Consider the following 16,117-nt stretch of genomic DNA (forward strand, 5'->3'; position numbering starts at 1 on the left):
GAATGTTTGGATGAGCAACGCGCCTTTAAATAACGGTCGCAGGCGTTTCTTAACCGCAACAACAGCCGTTGTTGGTGGTTTGGGAGCTGCTGCTGTAGCCGTGCCTTTTATTAAATCATGGAATCCGAGTGCCAAGGCGAAAGCTGCGGGTGCACCGGTGGAAGTGGAAGTCAGCAAGTTAGAACCGGGACAAATGGTTCGTGTCGAGTGGCAAGGTAAACCTGTCTGGGTTGTACGCCGTGCTGAGTCGGTACTAGAAAACCTAAAATCTATCGGTGGTCAACTTCGTGATCCTCAATCTGAAACTGAACAACAACCAGAATACGCACAGAACGAATTCCGTTCAATTAAGCCGGAATTCTTCGTTGCTGTTGGTTTCTGTACGCACTTAGGTTGTTCTCCGACTTATCTACCAGATTCTTTCGCAGAACAAGTACAAGGTGTTAAGTCTGGTTTCTTCTGTCCGTGTCATGGTTCGAAATTTGATATGGCTGGTCGAGTATTCCAAGGCGTGCCTGCACCATTGAACCTTGTTGTGCCAAAGCATATGTATTTAAGCGACACCAAGATCCTGATCGGTATTGACGAGGGAGATGCATAATGCAAGGACTACTAGACTGGGTTGAAAAACGTATACCCGCGATGAATGCTTACAAAAAGCACTTATCTGAATACCCAATGCCTAAGAACTTTAACTTTTGGTACCTTTTCGGTTCTTTGGCAATGTTGGTATTGGTTAACCAAATCCTGACTGGTATTTGGTTAACAATGAACTACGTACCGTCTGGTGATGGTGCGTTTGCTTCAGTTGAATACATCATGCGTGACGTAGAATACGGTTGGTTACTACGTTACATGCACTCGACGGGTGCTTCGGCATTCTTCGTAGTTATCTACCTGCACATGTTCCGTGGTCTAATCTACGGTTCTTACCAAAAACCTCGTGAGTTACTTTGGATCTTCGGTATGTTGATCTTCTTGGTGCTTATGGCCGAGGCTTTCATGGGTTACCTACTCCCATGGGGTCAAATGTCTTACTGGGGTGCTCAGGTAATCATTTCTCTGTTTGGTGCGATTCCTGTTATCGGTGATGACCTAACGCTTTGGATCCGTGGTGATTACATCATCTCTGGTGCAACGTTGAACCGTTTCTTCGCACTGCACGTTATCGCGCTACCAATCGTACTTCTACTGCTTATCGTACTTCACGTACTAGCACTGCACGAGGTTGGTTCGAATAACCCAGACGGTATCGAGACTAAACTTCCTAAGGGTACAATGGGCGACGGCTACAAAACTCAGTTCCCATTCCACAAGGATTATACGAAGAAATACGACATCATCGACTCTATTCCTTTCCACCCATACGGGACTGTGAAAGATATGGTAGGTGTTGCTGGTTTTCTATTCTTGTTCTGTTACGTGCTGTTCTTCAACCCTGAAATGGGTGGATATTTCCTTGAGCCGCCTAACTTTGAAGCTGCGAACCCACTGAAGACACCTGAGCACATCGCTCCTGTATGGTACTTTACGCCTTTCTACGCAGTCCTACGTGCGGTTCCTGACAAGCTGCTAGGTGTTGTAGCGATGGGCGCATCAATTGTTGTGCTATTCCTACTACCGTGGTTTGACCGTTGTAAAGTACGTTCGTACCGTTACCGTAGCAAATTGCATTTGATCAATATCATCCAATTCACAATAAGCTTTATTGCGCTTGGTGTACTTGGTGCGCTTCCAGCAACGCCAACTTACACGCTACTAGCACAAATCTTTAGCTTAGGTTACTTCATGTTCTTCGTTCTACTGTGGTTCTACAGTAAAAATGAAGCGACGAAACCATTACCAGAAAGGGTGACATTCAAATGAAAAAGTGGATTGTAATTTTATTCGCTATGTTGCCGTCTTTGGCGATGGCAGCGGGTGCAAACGTACCATTAGACAAAGCGAACAATGACTTAACGGACAAAGCCTCATTGCAAAATGGCGCTAAGATGTTCATGAACTACTGTTTCGGTTGTCACTCGACGCAGTACCAACGTTATGAACGTGTTGCGAATGACTTAGAGATCCCTGTAGATCTAATGAAAGAAAATCTGATTTTCGACCCTGAAGCGAAAATTGGTAGCTTAATGGTTAATGCGATGCCTTCTGAGCAAGCGGCAAGTTGGTTTGGTGCTCCGCCACCAGATCTAACTTTGGTTGCTCGTGTTCGTGGGGCAGATTGGCTATACACGTACCTTCGTACTTTCTATGAAGACCCGTCTCGTCCATTTGGCGTGAACAACATTGTTTTCCCAAGTGTTGGTATGCCGCACGTTCTTGAAGAGCTGCAAGGTATCCCTACACCAATCTACGATACTCACATTGTAGATGGCGAAGAAGTAACAGTGGTTGTTGCTACTGAGACTGATGGCTCTGGTGAACTAAGTGCTGGTGAATACGATGAAGCGGTTCGCGACCTAGTTAACTTCCTAGTTTACTCGGGCGACCCTGTTCAACTTGAGCGTCATGCTCTGGGTTGGTGGGTAATGGCTTTCTTAGTAATCTTCACTATCATTGTGATTCTGCTGAAGAAAGAGTATTGGCGTGATGTGCACTAATTGTGCTATAATACCTTGCTAATTTCCAAATTATGTTAATGTTCAATGGAGGCTTTAGGCCTCCATTGTTTTTATTTAAAGTGTACTGGAGGGCTCCATGGCTGTAGCTGCCAATAAACGTTCTGTAATGACTCTTTTCTCAAGTGCTTCTGATATGTATAGCCATCAGGTGCGCATCGTTCTTGCTGAAAAAGGCGTAAGTGTTGAAGTTGAGTTGGTTGATGAAAAAAATCTTCCAGCAGAGCTTGTTGAACTGAACCCGTACAAATCAGTACCAACTCTTGTTGATCGTGAGCTTGCTCTTTACGACTCTAAGATCATCATGGAATACCTAGATGAGCGTTTTCCTCATCCACCATTGATGCCTGTATACCCGGTTGCTCGTGGTAATAGCCGTCTAATGATGTACCGTATTGAGCGCAACTGGTACTCAGTTGCAGAGAAGATCGTTAAAGGCAACGCTGAAGAATCTGAAGCGGCACGTACTAAACTACGTAACGATCTACTGACTCTAGCTCCTATCTTCGCAGAGTACGAGTACTTCATGAGCGAAGAATTCAGCCTAATCGATTGCTACCTTGCTCCGCTACTATGGCGTTTACCTGAGCTTGGTATCGAGCTAATTGGCCCGGGTTCTAAAGAACTTAAAGTTTACATGAACCGCGTATTTGAACGTGATTCATTCCTAGCTTCTTTAACGGAAGCTGAGCGCGAGATGCGACTAGTTCGCTAAGCGTTATGGATATCTCAAATATGACACCACGCCGACCATACATGCTTCGTGCATTCTATGATTGGCTGGTTGATAACGAATTGACTCCACACCTTGTAGTTGAAGCAACACTACCAGGCGTGCGAGTTCCAGAAGAGTTTGTTCAAGACGGTCAGATCATTCTGAACATCGCACCTCGTGCAGTTGGACAACTTGAGCTGGGTAACGAAGCTGTGACGTTTAGCGCTCGTTTTAGTGGTCGTCCTCACTCTGTGATCGTTCCACTTTATGCTGTACAAGCGATTTACGCTCGTGAGAATGGTGCAGGTACCATGTTTGAACCTGAAGAGGCTTACATGGAATCGTTCGAAGAAGGGATAGAAGAAAGTCCTTTCGAAGAGCCAGAAAAAGGCCCATCTTTGAGTGTTGCAACGGCGGAACCAGAAGCTGAAGAGCCAGACTCAGATCCTGAGCCACCTCGCCCGGCGAAAGGTCGTCCAAGCCTTCGTGTTATCAAATAACGTTAGTTATAAGTAACGACTCAATAAAAAGCAGCGACTCATCGCTGCTTTTTTCTTTTCTGTTACCTGCTGATTTCTTTGCAGTTTTAGCTTAATCGCTAGTTAACGGCTGTCTCTTCTTCACCATATTCAAATGCTCGGATTACCTGCTTCACACCGGAAATGTTGCGTGCAACTTCCGTCGCGATATCTGCGTGTTCACGAGATACTAAGCCCAGTAAGAATACTTCTGAATCTTCAGTGATGACTTTCACCTTGATGCCGTTCAGCTCAGAATTAGCGAGCAGAGCCGATTTCACTTTCGTGGTAATCCAGCTGTCTTTGCTGATAGCGCTAACAGAGAGAGGCTCTTTCACGCGAATCTGATTGTGAATCGTGTCGACGCCAGGTACATCTTTCGCTTGGCTCTCAAAAGAGCGGCGTTCAGCATCTGTTGTTGCTTGGCCCATTAATACCACCGAGCCGCGATAAGAGCTTGCTGTGACACGAACGCTACCACGGTATGGCTGTTTGTTAGTGATGGCTGCGACTTCAAATTCGATATTGTTGTCGTTCCAAATCTCTTTAGTGGTTCGCGTGTCAGTGACAATGTTTGCAGTGGTTGCTGCACCAGCAATGAAAATGCCAGCACAACCAGACAAAGATAGTGTAAGTAGCGAAACACTAATCAGCTTCAATAGCGTCTTAGAGGTAAATGATTTCATTGTGATGCTCCGTATATCACTCTTCGTGAGCAGGGAAGAGTACTTGATCGATTAGGTCACATAGGCAGTGTAGTGTCACCATGTGCACTTCATGAATGCGCGCTGTGCGGTGTGACGGGATACGAATTTCTACATCGTGCTCACCAAGCAAACCTGCCATTTCACCACCATCTTTACCGGTAAAGGCGATGATAGTCATGTCACGAGTTACCGCTGCTTCCATCGCCTTAATGATGTTCTTGCTGTTACCGCTAGTCGAGATAGCCAGTAAAATATCACCCGTTTGACCAAACGCACGCACCTGCTTAGAGAAGATCTCTTCGTAGTGGTAGTCGTTTGCAACCGCAGTAAGCGTGGTGTTATCAGCGGTAAGGGCCATTGCTGGTAGGCTAGGGCGCTCGGTTTCAAAACGGTTAAGTAGGCATGATACAAATTGCTGAGCGTTTGATGCGGATCCACCATTACCACAACATAGGATTTTGTTTCCGTTGAGCAAGGTAGCAACCATAGCTTGAGCGGCGTGCGTGATTGCATCTGGTAGTGCTTCTGCAGCCGCAATTTGGATTTGAATACTTTCTGTAAAACTTTCTTTAATGCTGTCTAGCATGTTTATCCTTGGGTAATCGCGTTTTGAATCCAGTTGATATGATCATCTGGCCCTTCAATGGCAATGATATCAAACCTGAAATCTGTGGAATGTACCGACAAGCCTTGCTGCATCAGCCACACTTGGGCTGTTTTGAGTAGCCTTTGTGACTTCTTCGCTGTCACCATCTCAGCGGCATGTCCGTAGCGAGTTTGCTTACGGTATTTTACCTCGGCAAACACAATCGTATTGTTATGGCGCATTATAAGATCAATCTCGCCACATTTTGCTATGAAGTTTTGTTGAATTAACGATAAACCGTGGCGGGTCAAATAGGCCTTTGCCACGGCCTCGTATTGATCACCCACTTGTTTATGGGTGACCTTTGCTTTGGACAAGAACGTTCGGCTAAAAAGCCCCATGCTCTGCCCAGCTGATTTCACGTTGTACAACACAGTTGTTGTCGATGGTTAACACACCAGTTTTACCCGGAATACTGTAACCCTGTACGGCTTTCATCTGTGGTAGCGCATCCATTAGGTAGTATGCATCCATACCTAGCGCTTGTAGACGTTTCTGGCCGTTTGAATGTGCTGGCCATAGTTCGTTAAGCTCTTTGTTCAGCTCACCTTTGTTTTCAACTAGCAGTGGGATATCGCTGTAGAATACACCTGTTAGGTCCTCATACTGCTTGTCGCCGCTATTACTGCGTGAGTTAGAGAACAGAGCAGGCTGGCTAGCATCTGGGTTGATCGCAACTTCAATGAAAGGCTTGATCAGCGTTAGCTCGGAGTTCTTCGCCACGATGTAGACAGAATCGATATCACGACGACTGCGTGGCTCGGTTTCTAGGTCTAGATCAAGTAGGTTATCCATTTGCGCGATGCGTTGTTGGCTCTCTTGTAGACCGAATACTTGATTCACGTTGCGTTGAAGTTGGCGTTTGTCCGAGAAGAAGCTGATTGCCACATCGTTATTGCTGTATTTCTTCCACTCTTCTTTAAACGCTTGCTCAACACGATCACCAAGGCGTCCCTTCGGAGCCAGAATCAGTGGGTATTTGTAGCCTTGAGAAAACAGGTGTTTCGCTGCTTGAGCAACCTCTTGCTCAGGAGATAGAGCGAGGTAACAAATATTGGTGTCAGGTTCTAGCTGAGTTGGAATATTCAGAGCTAAAGCTGGAATCGAGTTCTCGTGATTTTTCTGCGCTTGCTGAAGCTTAGTGATGTTGCTCTTAATCAGCGGGCCAACGATGAAATCAACATTGTTCTCTTCAAGTGTCGCTTTAATTTCAGCGGCACTTTGAACATTGGTGTCCATAACCGTCAGCGTTGCATCTTCTTCGCGCTCTTTGTCATTCATCATCGCAAAGATGAAACCATCACGTACCAGTTGTGCTTGCTTACCATATTTACCCGTTAGCGGTAGTAGCAATGCAGTGCTGGTTGGCTTGCTGATCTCTAAGGCTAAGATGTCCGTGATCGCTTGCGGTGTATAAGTAGCAGCAGGATGCTGAGGATTCTCGGCTAACCAATCAGACAGGGTTTCCTGTAGGTTTGGCAGGTTCGAGTTGAGTGTCTTCATGTAAATAGCGAGTTGTAACCAACCGGCTAAAACGTCTTCCGTCGGTGACGTTTTCAGTTCCAGAATCTCATATTGAGAGTAGCTATTTAGATTGTGCCAAATTCGATCTGCAGCTTGCTGCTGGATCTCGTCGTTATCTTCTGCGTACTCAGAATAAAGAACAAGTTCACGGCTCGCCTCGAAATACTCGCTTCGCATCTCTGAAATATTCGCGCGTAGCTCGTGGTAATCTTTCCACTGCTCGTTTGGCAGTTTCCACCAAGGCTGAAAGTTTAGTTGGCTGTACGCTTGATCCGGCTGTGAGTTATTCACTAACAGTTGAGCTCGAGCGAGTTGCCATTCTGCTTGCTGAACTTCAGTGAGCACTTGTTTTGCTAAGCGTTTGATAAGCAGTGTCGCTTGGTCGGTTTTACCAGCTTGCACAGAAGCTTTAAGCGCCATGATCAACCAGTCGTTTTGTAGGCTTCCTTTGCTACTGTCCGCTTGCATCATGTAACTTTCAGTGGATTGCACTGGATCTAGTGTAATATCTACGCTTGTTGGTGCTTGTGGACCTGAAGAACAAGCCGCCAATGTAATTGCTAATGCAATTGGAGTTAGTAAGCGTGGTACACTGAGTCTCTTATGGTTCATCGTTGCCATGAGTTCTTTAAATTCCGTATAAATTTGTATCTATATTAATCGTTGAAGTGATGGTAAACAAATGACAGATAACAAAACCTTGCTCACAGAGAGCCCAACTCTCTACATTGTGCCAACCCCAATCGGAAATTTGGGAGATATCACTCAAAGAGCAATTGAAATCTTATCAAGTGTCGATGTTATTGCAGCCGAAGACACACGCCACACGGGTAAGCTGCTTGCTCACTTCAATATATCAACCAGAACGTTCGCTTTACATGATCATAATGAACAAACTAAAGCTCAAGTTCTAGTCGAAAAGCTATTAGAAGGTCAGTCTATCGCATTAGTCTCTGATGCGGGTACACCTTTAATCAGTGATCCAGGTTACCATCTTGTATCACAATGTCGTCAAGCGGGTGTGAGAGTTGTGCCACTTCCTGGTGCTTGTGCTGTGATTACCGCGTTAAGTGCGTCAGGTTTACCATCGGATCGTTTCAGCTTTGAAGGCTTCTTGCCGCCTAAGAGTAAAGGTCGTAAAGATAAGTTCCTAGAGATCGTGAAAGCTGAGCGCACGTGCATCTTCTACGAATCACCGCACCGTATTTCTGACTCTTTGCAAGATATGCTTGAGATTTTAGGCCCTGACCGTGAAGTTGTATTGGCGCGTGAGCTAACTAAGACTTTCGAAACCATTCAGGGCCTGCCTCTTGGTGAGCTGATTGAATGGATTGAAGAGGACGCGAACCGTAAGCGTGGCGAGATGGTATTACTGATTCATGGTCATCGTGAAGAAGCGAGCACTGAATTACCAGATGAAGCGACTCGTACGTTGGGTATTCTGACCAAAGAACTACCTCTTAAAAAAGCGGCCGCAATGACAGCAGAAATCTACAACCTGAAAAAGAATGCGCTGTACAAATGGGGCCTAGAGCACTTGGATGGCTAATGCTTCTGTAGTGATTTAACGCTGATACAGATAAAAGAGCCCGCAATGAGCCTCTTTTATCTGTATCTCTCATCACAGCACTCTAATCCGCTTCTAGTTCTTAGCTCTTTTTTCATCTCGAATCTCGCCACTCGCATCCGTTCTCTAGGTCAATTCCCCATCAGTTAATCATTGGTTTGCACCATATTTGTGATCTCGCTAGACACTGCACACTAATCTCTATACAATCCGCCCTCGGAGTTGAACGGGTAATCGCTGCTTTGCTGATGTCCTTCGGGAGACTGGCAGAGGGGAGGAACGTCCGGGCTCCATAGAGCAGGGTGCCAGATAACGTCTGGGGGGCGCGAGCCCACGACAAGTGCAGCAGAGAGAAGACCGCCGATGGCCTCATTTCTTCGGAAGGGGCACAGGTAAGGCTGAAAGGGTGCGGTAAGAGCGCACCGTGCGACTGGTAACAGTTCGTAGCAAGGTAAACTCCACCCGGAGCAAGATCAAATAGGCCCTCACATTGCGTTGCTCGCGTATGGGGGCGGGTAGATTGCTTGAGCCTGTGAGCGATTGCAGGCCTAGACGAATGGTTACCGCCGCGCAAGCGGAACAGAACCCGGCGTATGTGTCAACTCCACCCATTTTAAGAACCCATCATTACTTAACGGTAGTGATGGGTTTTTTGCTTTATATTGACGTAAATTATTTAGATTTCCTTAAAATCCGTCATCTTGGTATGAGCTTGGGTCAAAAATTCCCAAAGCCTGTACACAATATGGTGGAGATACAGCGTGAAATCAGTACACTAAAACGTTAACAGAACAAATTATTGCCGAACTAATGGCTCAATCCACTCACTGAGAAGACTATGACAGAAGCATTCAAACATATTTCAGTATTGCTTAACGAATCTATTGACGGACTTGCGATCAAACCTGACGGTACCTACATCGATGGTACTTTTGGCCGTGGTGGTCACAGCCGTACAATCCTGTCTAAACTGGGCGAGAATGGACGACTATTTAGTATCGACCGCGATCCACAAGCGATTGCAGAAGCACAAAAAATTGATGATCCTCGCTTTACTATCATCCACGGTCCATTCTCAGGCATGGCTGAATACGCAGAGCGTTATGATTTAGTGGGTAAGGTTGACGGTGTTCTGCTGGATTTAGGTGTTTCTTCTCCGCAACTTGATGACGCTGAACGTGGCTTTAGTTTCATGAAAGATGGCCCGCTGGATATGCGTATGGACCCAACTTCGGGCATCCCGGTATCTCAGTGGTTACTAGAAGCAGATCTTGATGACATCACTTGGGTGATTCGTGAGTTCGGTGAAGACAAGCACGCTCGTCGTATCGCGAAAGGCATCATTGCTTATCAAGAAAACGAAGAGAATGAGCCGCTAACTCGCACTGGTCAGTTAGCTAAGCTTATCTCTGATGTAGCACCAAAAAGCTTCAAAGAGAAAAAGCACCCAGCAACGCGTGCTTTCCAAGCATTCCGTATCTACATTAACAGTGAACTGGAAGAGATCGATACGGCACTAAAAGGCGCAGCAAGCATTCTTGCTCCAGAAGGTCGCCTGTCTGTTATTAGCTTCCACTCACTTGAAGACCGTATGGTGAAGCGCTTTATTCGTAAAGAGAGCCAAGGCCCGCAAGTACCTCACGGCCTTCCGTTAACGGAAGAGCAGATCAAAGCACTAGGCAGTGCTGATCTTAAGCCTGTCGGTAAAGCGATCAAACCATCGAAAGGCGAAGTGGATGAGAACACTCGTTCACGTAGCTCAGTATTACGAATCGCAGAAAAGCTATAGTCAATGAAGACCTCCAAGCCGAACTTAGCCAAGATAATATTTTTTGATTTGCTCTCCGTGGGTAAAGTCCCATTGGTGCTGCTTATCTGTATCTTCGCGAGCGCGATGGGGGTCGTTCTCACGACACACATGTCACGTCAGGCAATCACGCAAAAAGACATGGCATTGAGTGAGCGTGAACAGCTTGATAATGAATGGCGAAATTTAATGCTTGAAGAGACGGCTCTGGCTGAACATAGTCGCGTTCAAGCATCGGCAAAACGAGAGCTAGACATGAAACGTCCAGACTCCGACAAAGAAGTTGTGATCACACTGAAATGACCGGAAAAAAGGAAAAAGCACCCGCGAAAGCCGTTAAGAAACCAACGAAAGAGCGAGTGAAGAGCGAAAAGGACTCGGATCCAATTCTGATTAAATGGCGTTTCAACGTCGTTATTGCTTTTGTGTTGGTTGCCTTTTCTGTACTAGTAGGTCGTGTGGCTTACATCCAAGTTATTGAACCAGATAACTTAATTCGTCAGGGCGACCTTCGTTCTGTACGTGTTAAGGCTATTCCTTCTGCCCGCGGGATTATTTCAGACCGCAATGGCGAACCACTTGCCGTCAGTGTGCCTGTTGAGGCGGTATGGGCTGACCCGAAAACCATCTTCGATAAAAATGGCATGGCCCAAATTGATCGTTGGTATGCGCTAGCTGATGTACTCGGCTTAGATCGACAATCGATGATCAACAAAATCTCCAGCGACAAATCTCGTCGTTTTATCTACCTACAAAGACAAGTTAGCCCAGCAATGGCGAAATACATCCGCGACTTAAAGTTGGTGGGTATTGGTCTTAAAGCAGAATCACGTCGTTATTACCCAGCCGGCGAAGTCAGCGCGCATCTTATTGGTGTGACCGGAATTGACGGACACGGCCTAGAAGGTGTCGAGCGCAGCTACGATAAGTGGCTAACGGGTGAAGCCGGTAAACGTACAATCCGCAAAGACCGTTACGGGCGAGTGGTTGAAAACATTGCATTAGAAGAGCGTGAAGAAGGTAAACCACTCGAATTAACCATCGATCAGCGCTTACAAGCCATTGCTTATCGAGCGATTAAACAGGCGGTAGCCGATCACAAGGCGACATCTGGTTCTGCAATCTTATTAGACGTAAAAACGGGTGCGGTTTTGGCTATGGTCAACGCGCCATCTTACAACCCAAACAATCGTGCTGATTTACAAAGCTTTAAGATGCGTAACCGCGTGATCACCGATGCTTTTGAACCAGGTTCGACGGTTAAGCCTTTTGTCGTTCTAGCCGCTCTCGAAAATGGCACGGCAGATGCTGATACTGTGATTGATACGGGGAACGGTATTATGCAAATCGGTGGTAGCCGTGTACGTGATACTTCCAAAGTTGGTAAGGCAGACTTGGCGTTAATCCTTAAGAAATCGAGTAACATCGGTGTGGCGAAATTAGCCCTGGATATGCCGCTTGAAGCGCTACTGGGTATGTACAGTTCTGTTGGTCTTGGTGAGATGTCTGGGCTGAACCTAGTCGGTGAAACTGTCGGTATTTTCCCGAACCGTCGACGTTGGTCTAAGTTTGAAATTGCGACCTTATCCTTTGGTTATGGTCTAGCGATTACTCCACTTCAATTGGCTCATGCCTATGCGACGTTAGCGAATCATGGTGTTTACGAACCTATTCATATCGTCAAAAGCAACGACCAAGATTTCTCAAAACAGATCATCAAGCGCGAAAATGCTGAGTTGGTTTTGAACATGCTAGAAGGCGTAACCCAAAAGGGCGGTACAGCGACAAGAGCTGCCGTGCCGGGTTACCGAGTAGCAGCAAAAACAGGTACATCTAGAAAAGCGATTTCCGGTGGTTATGGAGACGAGTACTTCGCCTATACCGCTGGTGTTGCTCCGGTGAGTGATCCAAGAGTCTCTTTGGTTGTGATGATCAATGAACCTCAAGGTGACCTCTACTATGGTGGCTCGGTTGCAGCCCCTGTTTTTTCTGAAATCATGAAGGGCGCACTGCAAATTCTGAATGTCCCTGCTGATGAAAACAAGTTTCAAGAATAGAGCTAATCAGGATTCAATATGAGTAATAGCCTCACGCTGTCATCTTTACTTTCTCCTTGGGGAGATTTTAGTGCTCCCGAGTTAGCGTCGATTGCGGTTGAGCAATTGGAGCTCGACAGTCGTGCCATCAAGGACGGTGATATCTTTGTTGCCATTGTAGGGCATGCTGTCGATGGTCGTCGTTTTATCGATAAAGCCGTAGCTCAAGGTGCAAAGGCGGTTATTGCACAAGCAAGCGACGATAAAGCGCACGGCTTGGTTGAATGGCTTAATGAAGTGCCGGTGGTTTATGTATCAGAGCTAAATTTAATTCTCTCTGAATTGGCAGGTCGAGTTTACTCTTCTCAAGCAACCAAGCTTATTGGCGTTACTGGCACTAATGGCAAAACCACCATCACTCAATTGATTGCTCAGTGGCTAGACCTAGTGGGTCAACGTTCTGCGGTAATGGGCACCACAGGTAACGGTTTTCTAGATAATCTTAGAACGGCGGCTAATACGACTGGTAGTGCGATTGAAATACAACGCACACTGAGTGAGTTGTCTGAAGAAAACGCCCTTTATACCGCGATGGAAATCTCTTCTCATGGTTTGGTTCAAGGCCGAGTTAAGGCGTTGGACTTTGAGGTCGGTGTATTTACCAATCTGAGTCGTGACCACTTGGATTATCACGGTACGATGGAAGAGTATGCACTGGCTAAGAAGAGCTTGTTTACTCAACACAAGTGTAAGCACGCTGTGATTAATGTGGACGATGAAGTTGGCAAAGCTTGGATGGCAGATCTGTCCAATGCAGTAGCCGTTTCATTACTTCCGTTATCTGGTTACCAGCAGTCAGTATGGGCATCGGATGTGGCTTATGCAGAGACAGGTATCAAACTCGCTTTTGATGGTAGCTGGGGGCAGGGACAACTATCTGTTCCTTTAATTGGCCAGTTCAACGCATCAAATGTCTTGGTTGCTTTCGCGACACTACTTTCGCTAGGCATCGACAAGCAAACCTTGATCGACACAGCACCTCAACTACAACCAGTTATTGGTCGCATGGAATTGTTCCAAGTACCAAACAAAGCAAAAGTAGTGGTCGATTACGCGCATACACCAGACGCACTAGAGAAAGCATTAGCAGCACTACGAGTTCACTGCTCAGGAAAGCTATGGGCAATCTTTGGCTGTGGTGGTGATCGAGATACTGGCAAGCGTCCAATGATGGCGGTGACCGCAGAGCAGTTCGCCGACAACATTATTATTTCAGATGACAATCCTCGCAGCGAAGATCCTGCATTGATTGTTAAAGACATGCTGGCCGGCTTAAGTGAGCCTGAAGCCGCCTTTGTTGAACACGATCGCTATCAGGCGGTTAAGTTTGCTTTAGAGCAGGCGGGTAATAACGACATTATTCTTCTGGCAGGTAAAGGCCATGAGGATTACCAAGTACTGAAAGACAAAACGATCCACTATTCGGATCGAGAGTCCGCGCTACAACTTTTAGGTATTTCATAATGATTGATGTATCACTCGAGCAGATCTGCTCAGCGGTGAACGGTCAGCTGATAGAGGCTGGCAAATCGAACAATAGTTTGATCAATGCGGTTTCTACCGACACTCGCACTGTTGAAGAAGGTGCGTTGTTTGTTGCTCTCGTTGGTGAACGTTTTGATGCGCATGATTTTTGCGGTCAGGCTGTTGAGGCCAATGCGAGTGCGTTATTAGTCGAACGAAAACTTGACCTAAATATTACTCAAGTTGTTGTTGAAGACACTAAACTTGCTTTAGGTCAGCTAAGTGCTTGGATTCACGAGCAATGTAATGTTCCAACTATGGCGATTACAGGCAGCTGCGGCAAGACAACTGTAAAAGAGATGGTTGCGAGCATTTTGCAGCAACGTGGCAAGGTGCTGTTTACAGCAGGCAACTTCAATAATGATATTGGGGTACCGTTAACCCTGCTACGTAGTGAGTCAAGCGACGACTACGCAGTGATCGAACTAGGCGCCAATCACATCGGTGAAATTGCTTATACCACGCAGCTTGTTAAACCACAGGTTGCGTTGGTGAACAATGTCGCGGCGGCGCACTTAGAAGGTTTTGGTTCTATTGATGGTGTGAAGCAAGCGAAAGGCGAAATTTTCCAGGGGCTTGCTGCTGGTGATACTGCTATTGTTAACCTAGAGAGCAATGGTGGTGACTTCTGGAAGGATGTGCTAGCAGATAAAAGCGTACTGACCTTTTCTGAAAGTAATGACACGGCAGATTACTTTGCGACGAATATTCGCATCAATGAGCAGGGTGAAGCTTGCTTTGATATGCAGACTCCGCAAGGTGCCATTGATGTCGAACTTGGCATTATTGGTCAGCACAATGTGGCAAACGCATTAGCGGCAGCGGCACTGAGCATTCAATTCGGTGCCACGCTTGCAGAAATTAAAAGCGGTTTAGCGAATCTTATCTCAGTTAAAGGCCGAGTTGAGGTTCAACAATTAAGTCAGAATATCAAGCTGATAGATGACAGTTACAACGCCAGCGTACCGGCAATGAAGGCGGCAGCTAAATTGTTGTCGAGCTTCAAAGGTCAGCGTTGGTTGATTTTAGGCAATATGGCTGAATTAGGCGATGAAAGCCTTGCACTTCACCGTCAAGTCGGTGAATATGCTGCCCCATTCGCTTTTGAGCATATACTCACTTACGGTGATGATACCAAGGTGATTAGTGAAGTGTGTAACGGCACTCACTTTGCAACGCATGAAGCGATGATCGCGCACATAGAGCAGCACTTGAGCTTGCTAGATAACGCGCCACAAACCTTGTTGGTAAAAGGCGCCAATAGTGCAGGAATGAGTAAAATAGCCGCTGCTTTAAAGGAGAACTTTTCATGATAATTTGGCTTGCAGAGCTACTACAGCCACACTTTTCTTTTTTCCGTTTGTTCGAATACTTATCGTTTCGTGCAATCGCGAGCATTTTGACGGCTTTATGTCTGTCGCTGTGGATGGGACCTCGTTTAATTGAGCGTCTGCAAATGCTGCAAATTGGCCAAGTTGTTCGTAACGACGGCCCAGAGTCTCACTTTAGTAAGCGTGGCACACCAACTATGGGTGGTGTGATGATCCTTGCTGCGATCATTATTACAGTCTTGCTTTGGGCTGACTTATCAAACCCTTACGTTTGGGCAGTGCTTGTCGTGCTAGGCGGTTACGGTGCAGTTGGTTTTGTTGATGATTATCGTAAAGTTGTTCGTAAGAACACTGATGGTCTGATTGCTCGTTGGAAGTACTTCTGGCAGTCGGCGATTGCTTTGGTTGTGGCGTTTGCTCTGTACGCTCACGGACAAGACACTGCAGCAACACAATTAGTGGTGCCTTTCTTTAAAGATGTGATGCCACAACTTGGTTTACTGTACATTGTTCTAGCTTACTTTGTTATTGTGGGTACCAGTAACGCCGTAAACCTAACGGACGGCCTTGATGGCTTGGCGATTATGCCAACGGTTATGGTTGCAGCGGGTTTTGCTGTTATCGCTTGGGCGACAGGTAACGTTAACTTCGCAGCCTACCTACACATTCTATACATCCCATACACCTCTGAACTGGTTGTGGTATGTACTGCTATCGTTGGTGCTGGTCTTGGTTTCCTATGGTTCAACACTTACCCAGCTCAAGTATTCATGGGCGATGTTGGCTCTTTAGCACTGGGTGGTGCGTTAGGTGTGATTGCGGTGCTTGTTCGTCAAGAGTTGGTATTAGTGATCATGGGTGGTGTGTTTGTAATGGAGACCTTGTCAGTAATCCTGCAAGTTGGCTCTTACAAATTACGTGGCCAACGTATTTTCCGTATGGCACCGATTCACCACCACTATGAGCTTAAAGGCTGGCCGGAACCACGTGTTATCGTGCGCTTTTGGATCATCTCAATGGTGTTGGTACTGATTGGTTTAGCGACACTGAAAGTTCGTTAATCC

General features: G+C 46.3%; 16 protein-coding genes and 1 other RNA gene. 13 read left to right on the forward strand and 4 right to left on the reverse strand.

Features of this window, described 5'->3' with window-relative positions; translation table 11 throughout:
* The first annotated feature begins 10 nt into the window (after positions 1-10).
* The 5 genes from petA (at position 11) to sspB (ending at position 3,833) form a co-directional block, all read left to right on the forward strand.
* Positions 11-601, forward strand: a complete 591-nt coding sequence (gene petA, locus OCV52_RS02095) for a ubiquinol-cytochrome c reductase iron-sulfur subunit (RefSeq protein ID WP_063523420.1) — start codon at positions 11-13, stop codon at positions 599-601.
* The gene (locus tag OCV52_RS02100; protein ID WP_063523419.1) at positions 601-1,866 is read left to right on the forward strand and encodes a cytochrome b; all 1,266 of its coding nucleotides are present in this window, start codon (positions 601-603) and stop codon (positions 1,864-1,866) included. The genes petA and OCV52_RS02100 overlap by 1 nt, the downstream gene beginning before the upstream one ends.
* A complete protein-coding gene (locus OCV52_RS02105) occupies positions 1,863-2,600 on the forward strand; it encodes a cytochrome c1 (protein WP_137407862.1) in 738 nt (245 codons plus the stop codon). Before OCV52_RS02100 ends, OCV52_RS02105 begins: the two co-directional genes overlap by 4 nt.
* Before the next feature lie 97 nt (positions 2,601-2,697).
* Positions 2,698-3,333, forward strand: a complete 636-nt coding sequence (gene sspA, locus OCV52_RS02110) for a stringent starvation protein SspA (RefSeq protein WP_004740754.1) — start codon at positions 2,698-2,700, stop codon at positions 3,331-3,333.
* 20 nt (positions 3,334-3,353) lie between these two features.
* Positions 3,354-3,833: a ClpXP protease specificity-enhancing factor gene (gene sspB, locus OCV52_RS02115; protein WP_102423065.1), complete on the forward strand. Its 480-nt coding sequence runs from the start codon at positions 3,354-3,356 to the stop codon at positions 3,831-3,833.
* A 98-nt stretch (positions 3,834-3,931) separates the two neighbouring features.
* Here sspB and OCV52_RS02120 read toward each other — a convergent pair whose 3' ends face one another.
* Genes OCV52_RS02120 through OCV52_RS02135 form a run of 4 tightly spaced genes read right to left on the reverse strand, consistent with a single transcriptional unit; the run spans position 3,932 to position 7,349 of the window.
* Entirely contained in the window at positions 3,932-4,537 is a 606-nt protein-coding gene (locus tag OCV52_RS02120; RefSeq protein ID WP_061033385.1) for a BON domain-containing protein, read from the reverse strand.
* 16 nt (positions 4,538-4,553) lie between these two features.
* Positions 4,554-5,144: a phosphoheptose isomerase gene (locus OCV52_RS02125; protein ID WP_004729817.1), complete on the reverse strand. Its 591-nt coding sequence runs from the start codon at positions 5,142-5,144 to the stop codon at positions 4,554-4,556.
* A gap of 2 nt (positions 5,145-5,146) precedes the next feature.
* On the reverse strand, positions 5,147-5,545 hold the full coding sequence (locus tag OCV52_RS02130; protein ID WP_102423064.1) for a YraN family protein: 399 nt from the start codon (positions 5,543-5,545) through the stop codon (positions 5,147-5,149).
* Entirely contained in the window at positions 5,532-7,349 is a 1,818-nt protein-coding gene (locus OCV52_RS02135) for a penicillin-binding protein activator (protein ID WP_137407863.1), read from the reverse strand. The genes OCV52_RS02130 and OCV52_RS02135 overlap by 14 nt, the downstream gene beginning before the upstream one ends.
* 61 nt (positions 7,350-7,410) lie before the next feature.
* On the opposite strand from OCV52_RS02135, the gene rsmI reads away from it, so the two are divergent.
* The 8 genes from rsmI (at position 7,411) to mraY (ending at position 16,114) form a co-directional block, all read left to right on the forward strand.
* Positions 7,411-8,277, forward strand: coding sequence for a 16S rRNA (cytidine(1402)-2'-O)-methyltransferase (rsmI, locus tag OCV52_RS02140; protein WP_137407864.1), 867 nt, complete (start codon positions 7,411-7,413; stop codon positions 8,275-8,277).
* 236 nt (positions 8,278-8,513) lie between these two features.
* An RNA gene (gene rnpB, locus OCV52_RS02145) (RNase P RNA component class A) lies at positions 8,514-8,905 on the forward strand.
* Positions 8,906-9,133: 228 nt separating this feature from the next.
* On the forward strand, positions 9,134-10,084 hold the full coding sequence (gene rsmH, locus OCV52_RS02150; RefSeq protein ID WP_008223680.1) for a 16S rRNA (cytosine(1402)-N(4))-methyltransferase RsmH: 951 nt from the start codon (positions 9,134-9,136) through the stop codon (positions 10,082-10,084).
* A gap of 3 nt (positions 10,085-10,087) precedes the next feature.
* Positions 10,088-10,405 (forward strand): cell division protein FtsL, encoded by a 318-nt coding sequence (ftsL, locus tag OCV52_RS02155; RefSeq protein ID WP_102423063.1) that lies wholly within the window; start codon positions 10,088-10,090, stop codon positions 10,403-10,405.
* Complete coding sequence (locus tag OCV52_RS02160; RefSeq protein ID WP_137407865.1) at positions 10,402-12,159, forward strand: penicillin-binding transpeptidase domain-containing protein; 1,758 nt, start codon at positions 10,402-10,404, stop codon at positions 12,157-12,159. The genes ftsL and OCV52_RS02160 overlap by 4 nt, the downstream gene beginning before the upstream one ends.
* Positions 12,160-12,177: 18 nt before the next feature.
* On the forward strand, positions 12,178-13,662 hold the full coding sequence (gene murE, locus OCV52_RS02165) for a UDP-N-acetylmuramoyl-L-alanyl-D-glutamate--2,6-diaminopimelate ligase (protein WP_137407866.1): 1,485 nt from the start codon (positions 12,178-12,180) through the stop codon (positions 13,660-13,662).
* Positions 13,662-15,035, forward strand: coding sequence for a UDP-N-acetylmuramoyl-tripeptide--D-alanyl-D-alanine ligase (locus OCV52_RS02170; RefSeq protein WP_137407867.1), 1,374 nt, complete (start codon positions 13,662-13,664; stop codon positions 15,033-15,035). Before murE ends, OCV52_RS02170 begins: the two co-directional genes overlap by 1 nt.
* Positions 15,032-16,114 carry a phospho-N-acetylmuramoyl-pentapeptide-transferase gene (mraY, locus tag OCV52_RS02175; protein ID WP_137407868.1) on the forward strand — a complete coding sequence of 361 codons (1,083 nt, stop codon included), beginning with the start codon at positions 15,032-15,034 and terminating at the stop codon, positions 16,112-16,114. The genes OCV52_RS02170 and mraY overlap by 4 nt, the downstream gene beginning before the upstream one ends.
* Positions 16,115-16,117 lie beyond the last annotated feature (3 nt).

Origin of the sequence: Vibrio chagasii (assembly GCF_024347355.1) — a bacterium.
GTDB classification, from domain to species: Bacteria; Pseudomonadota; Gammaproteobacteria; order Enterobacterales; family Vibrionaceae; genus Vibrio; species Vibrio chagasii.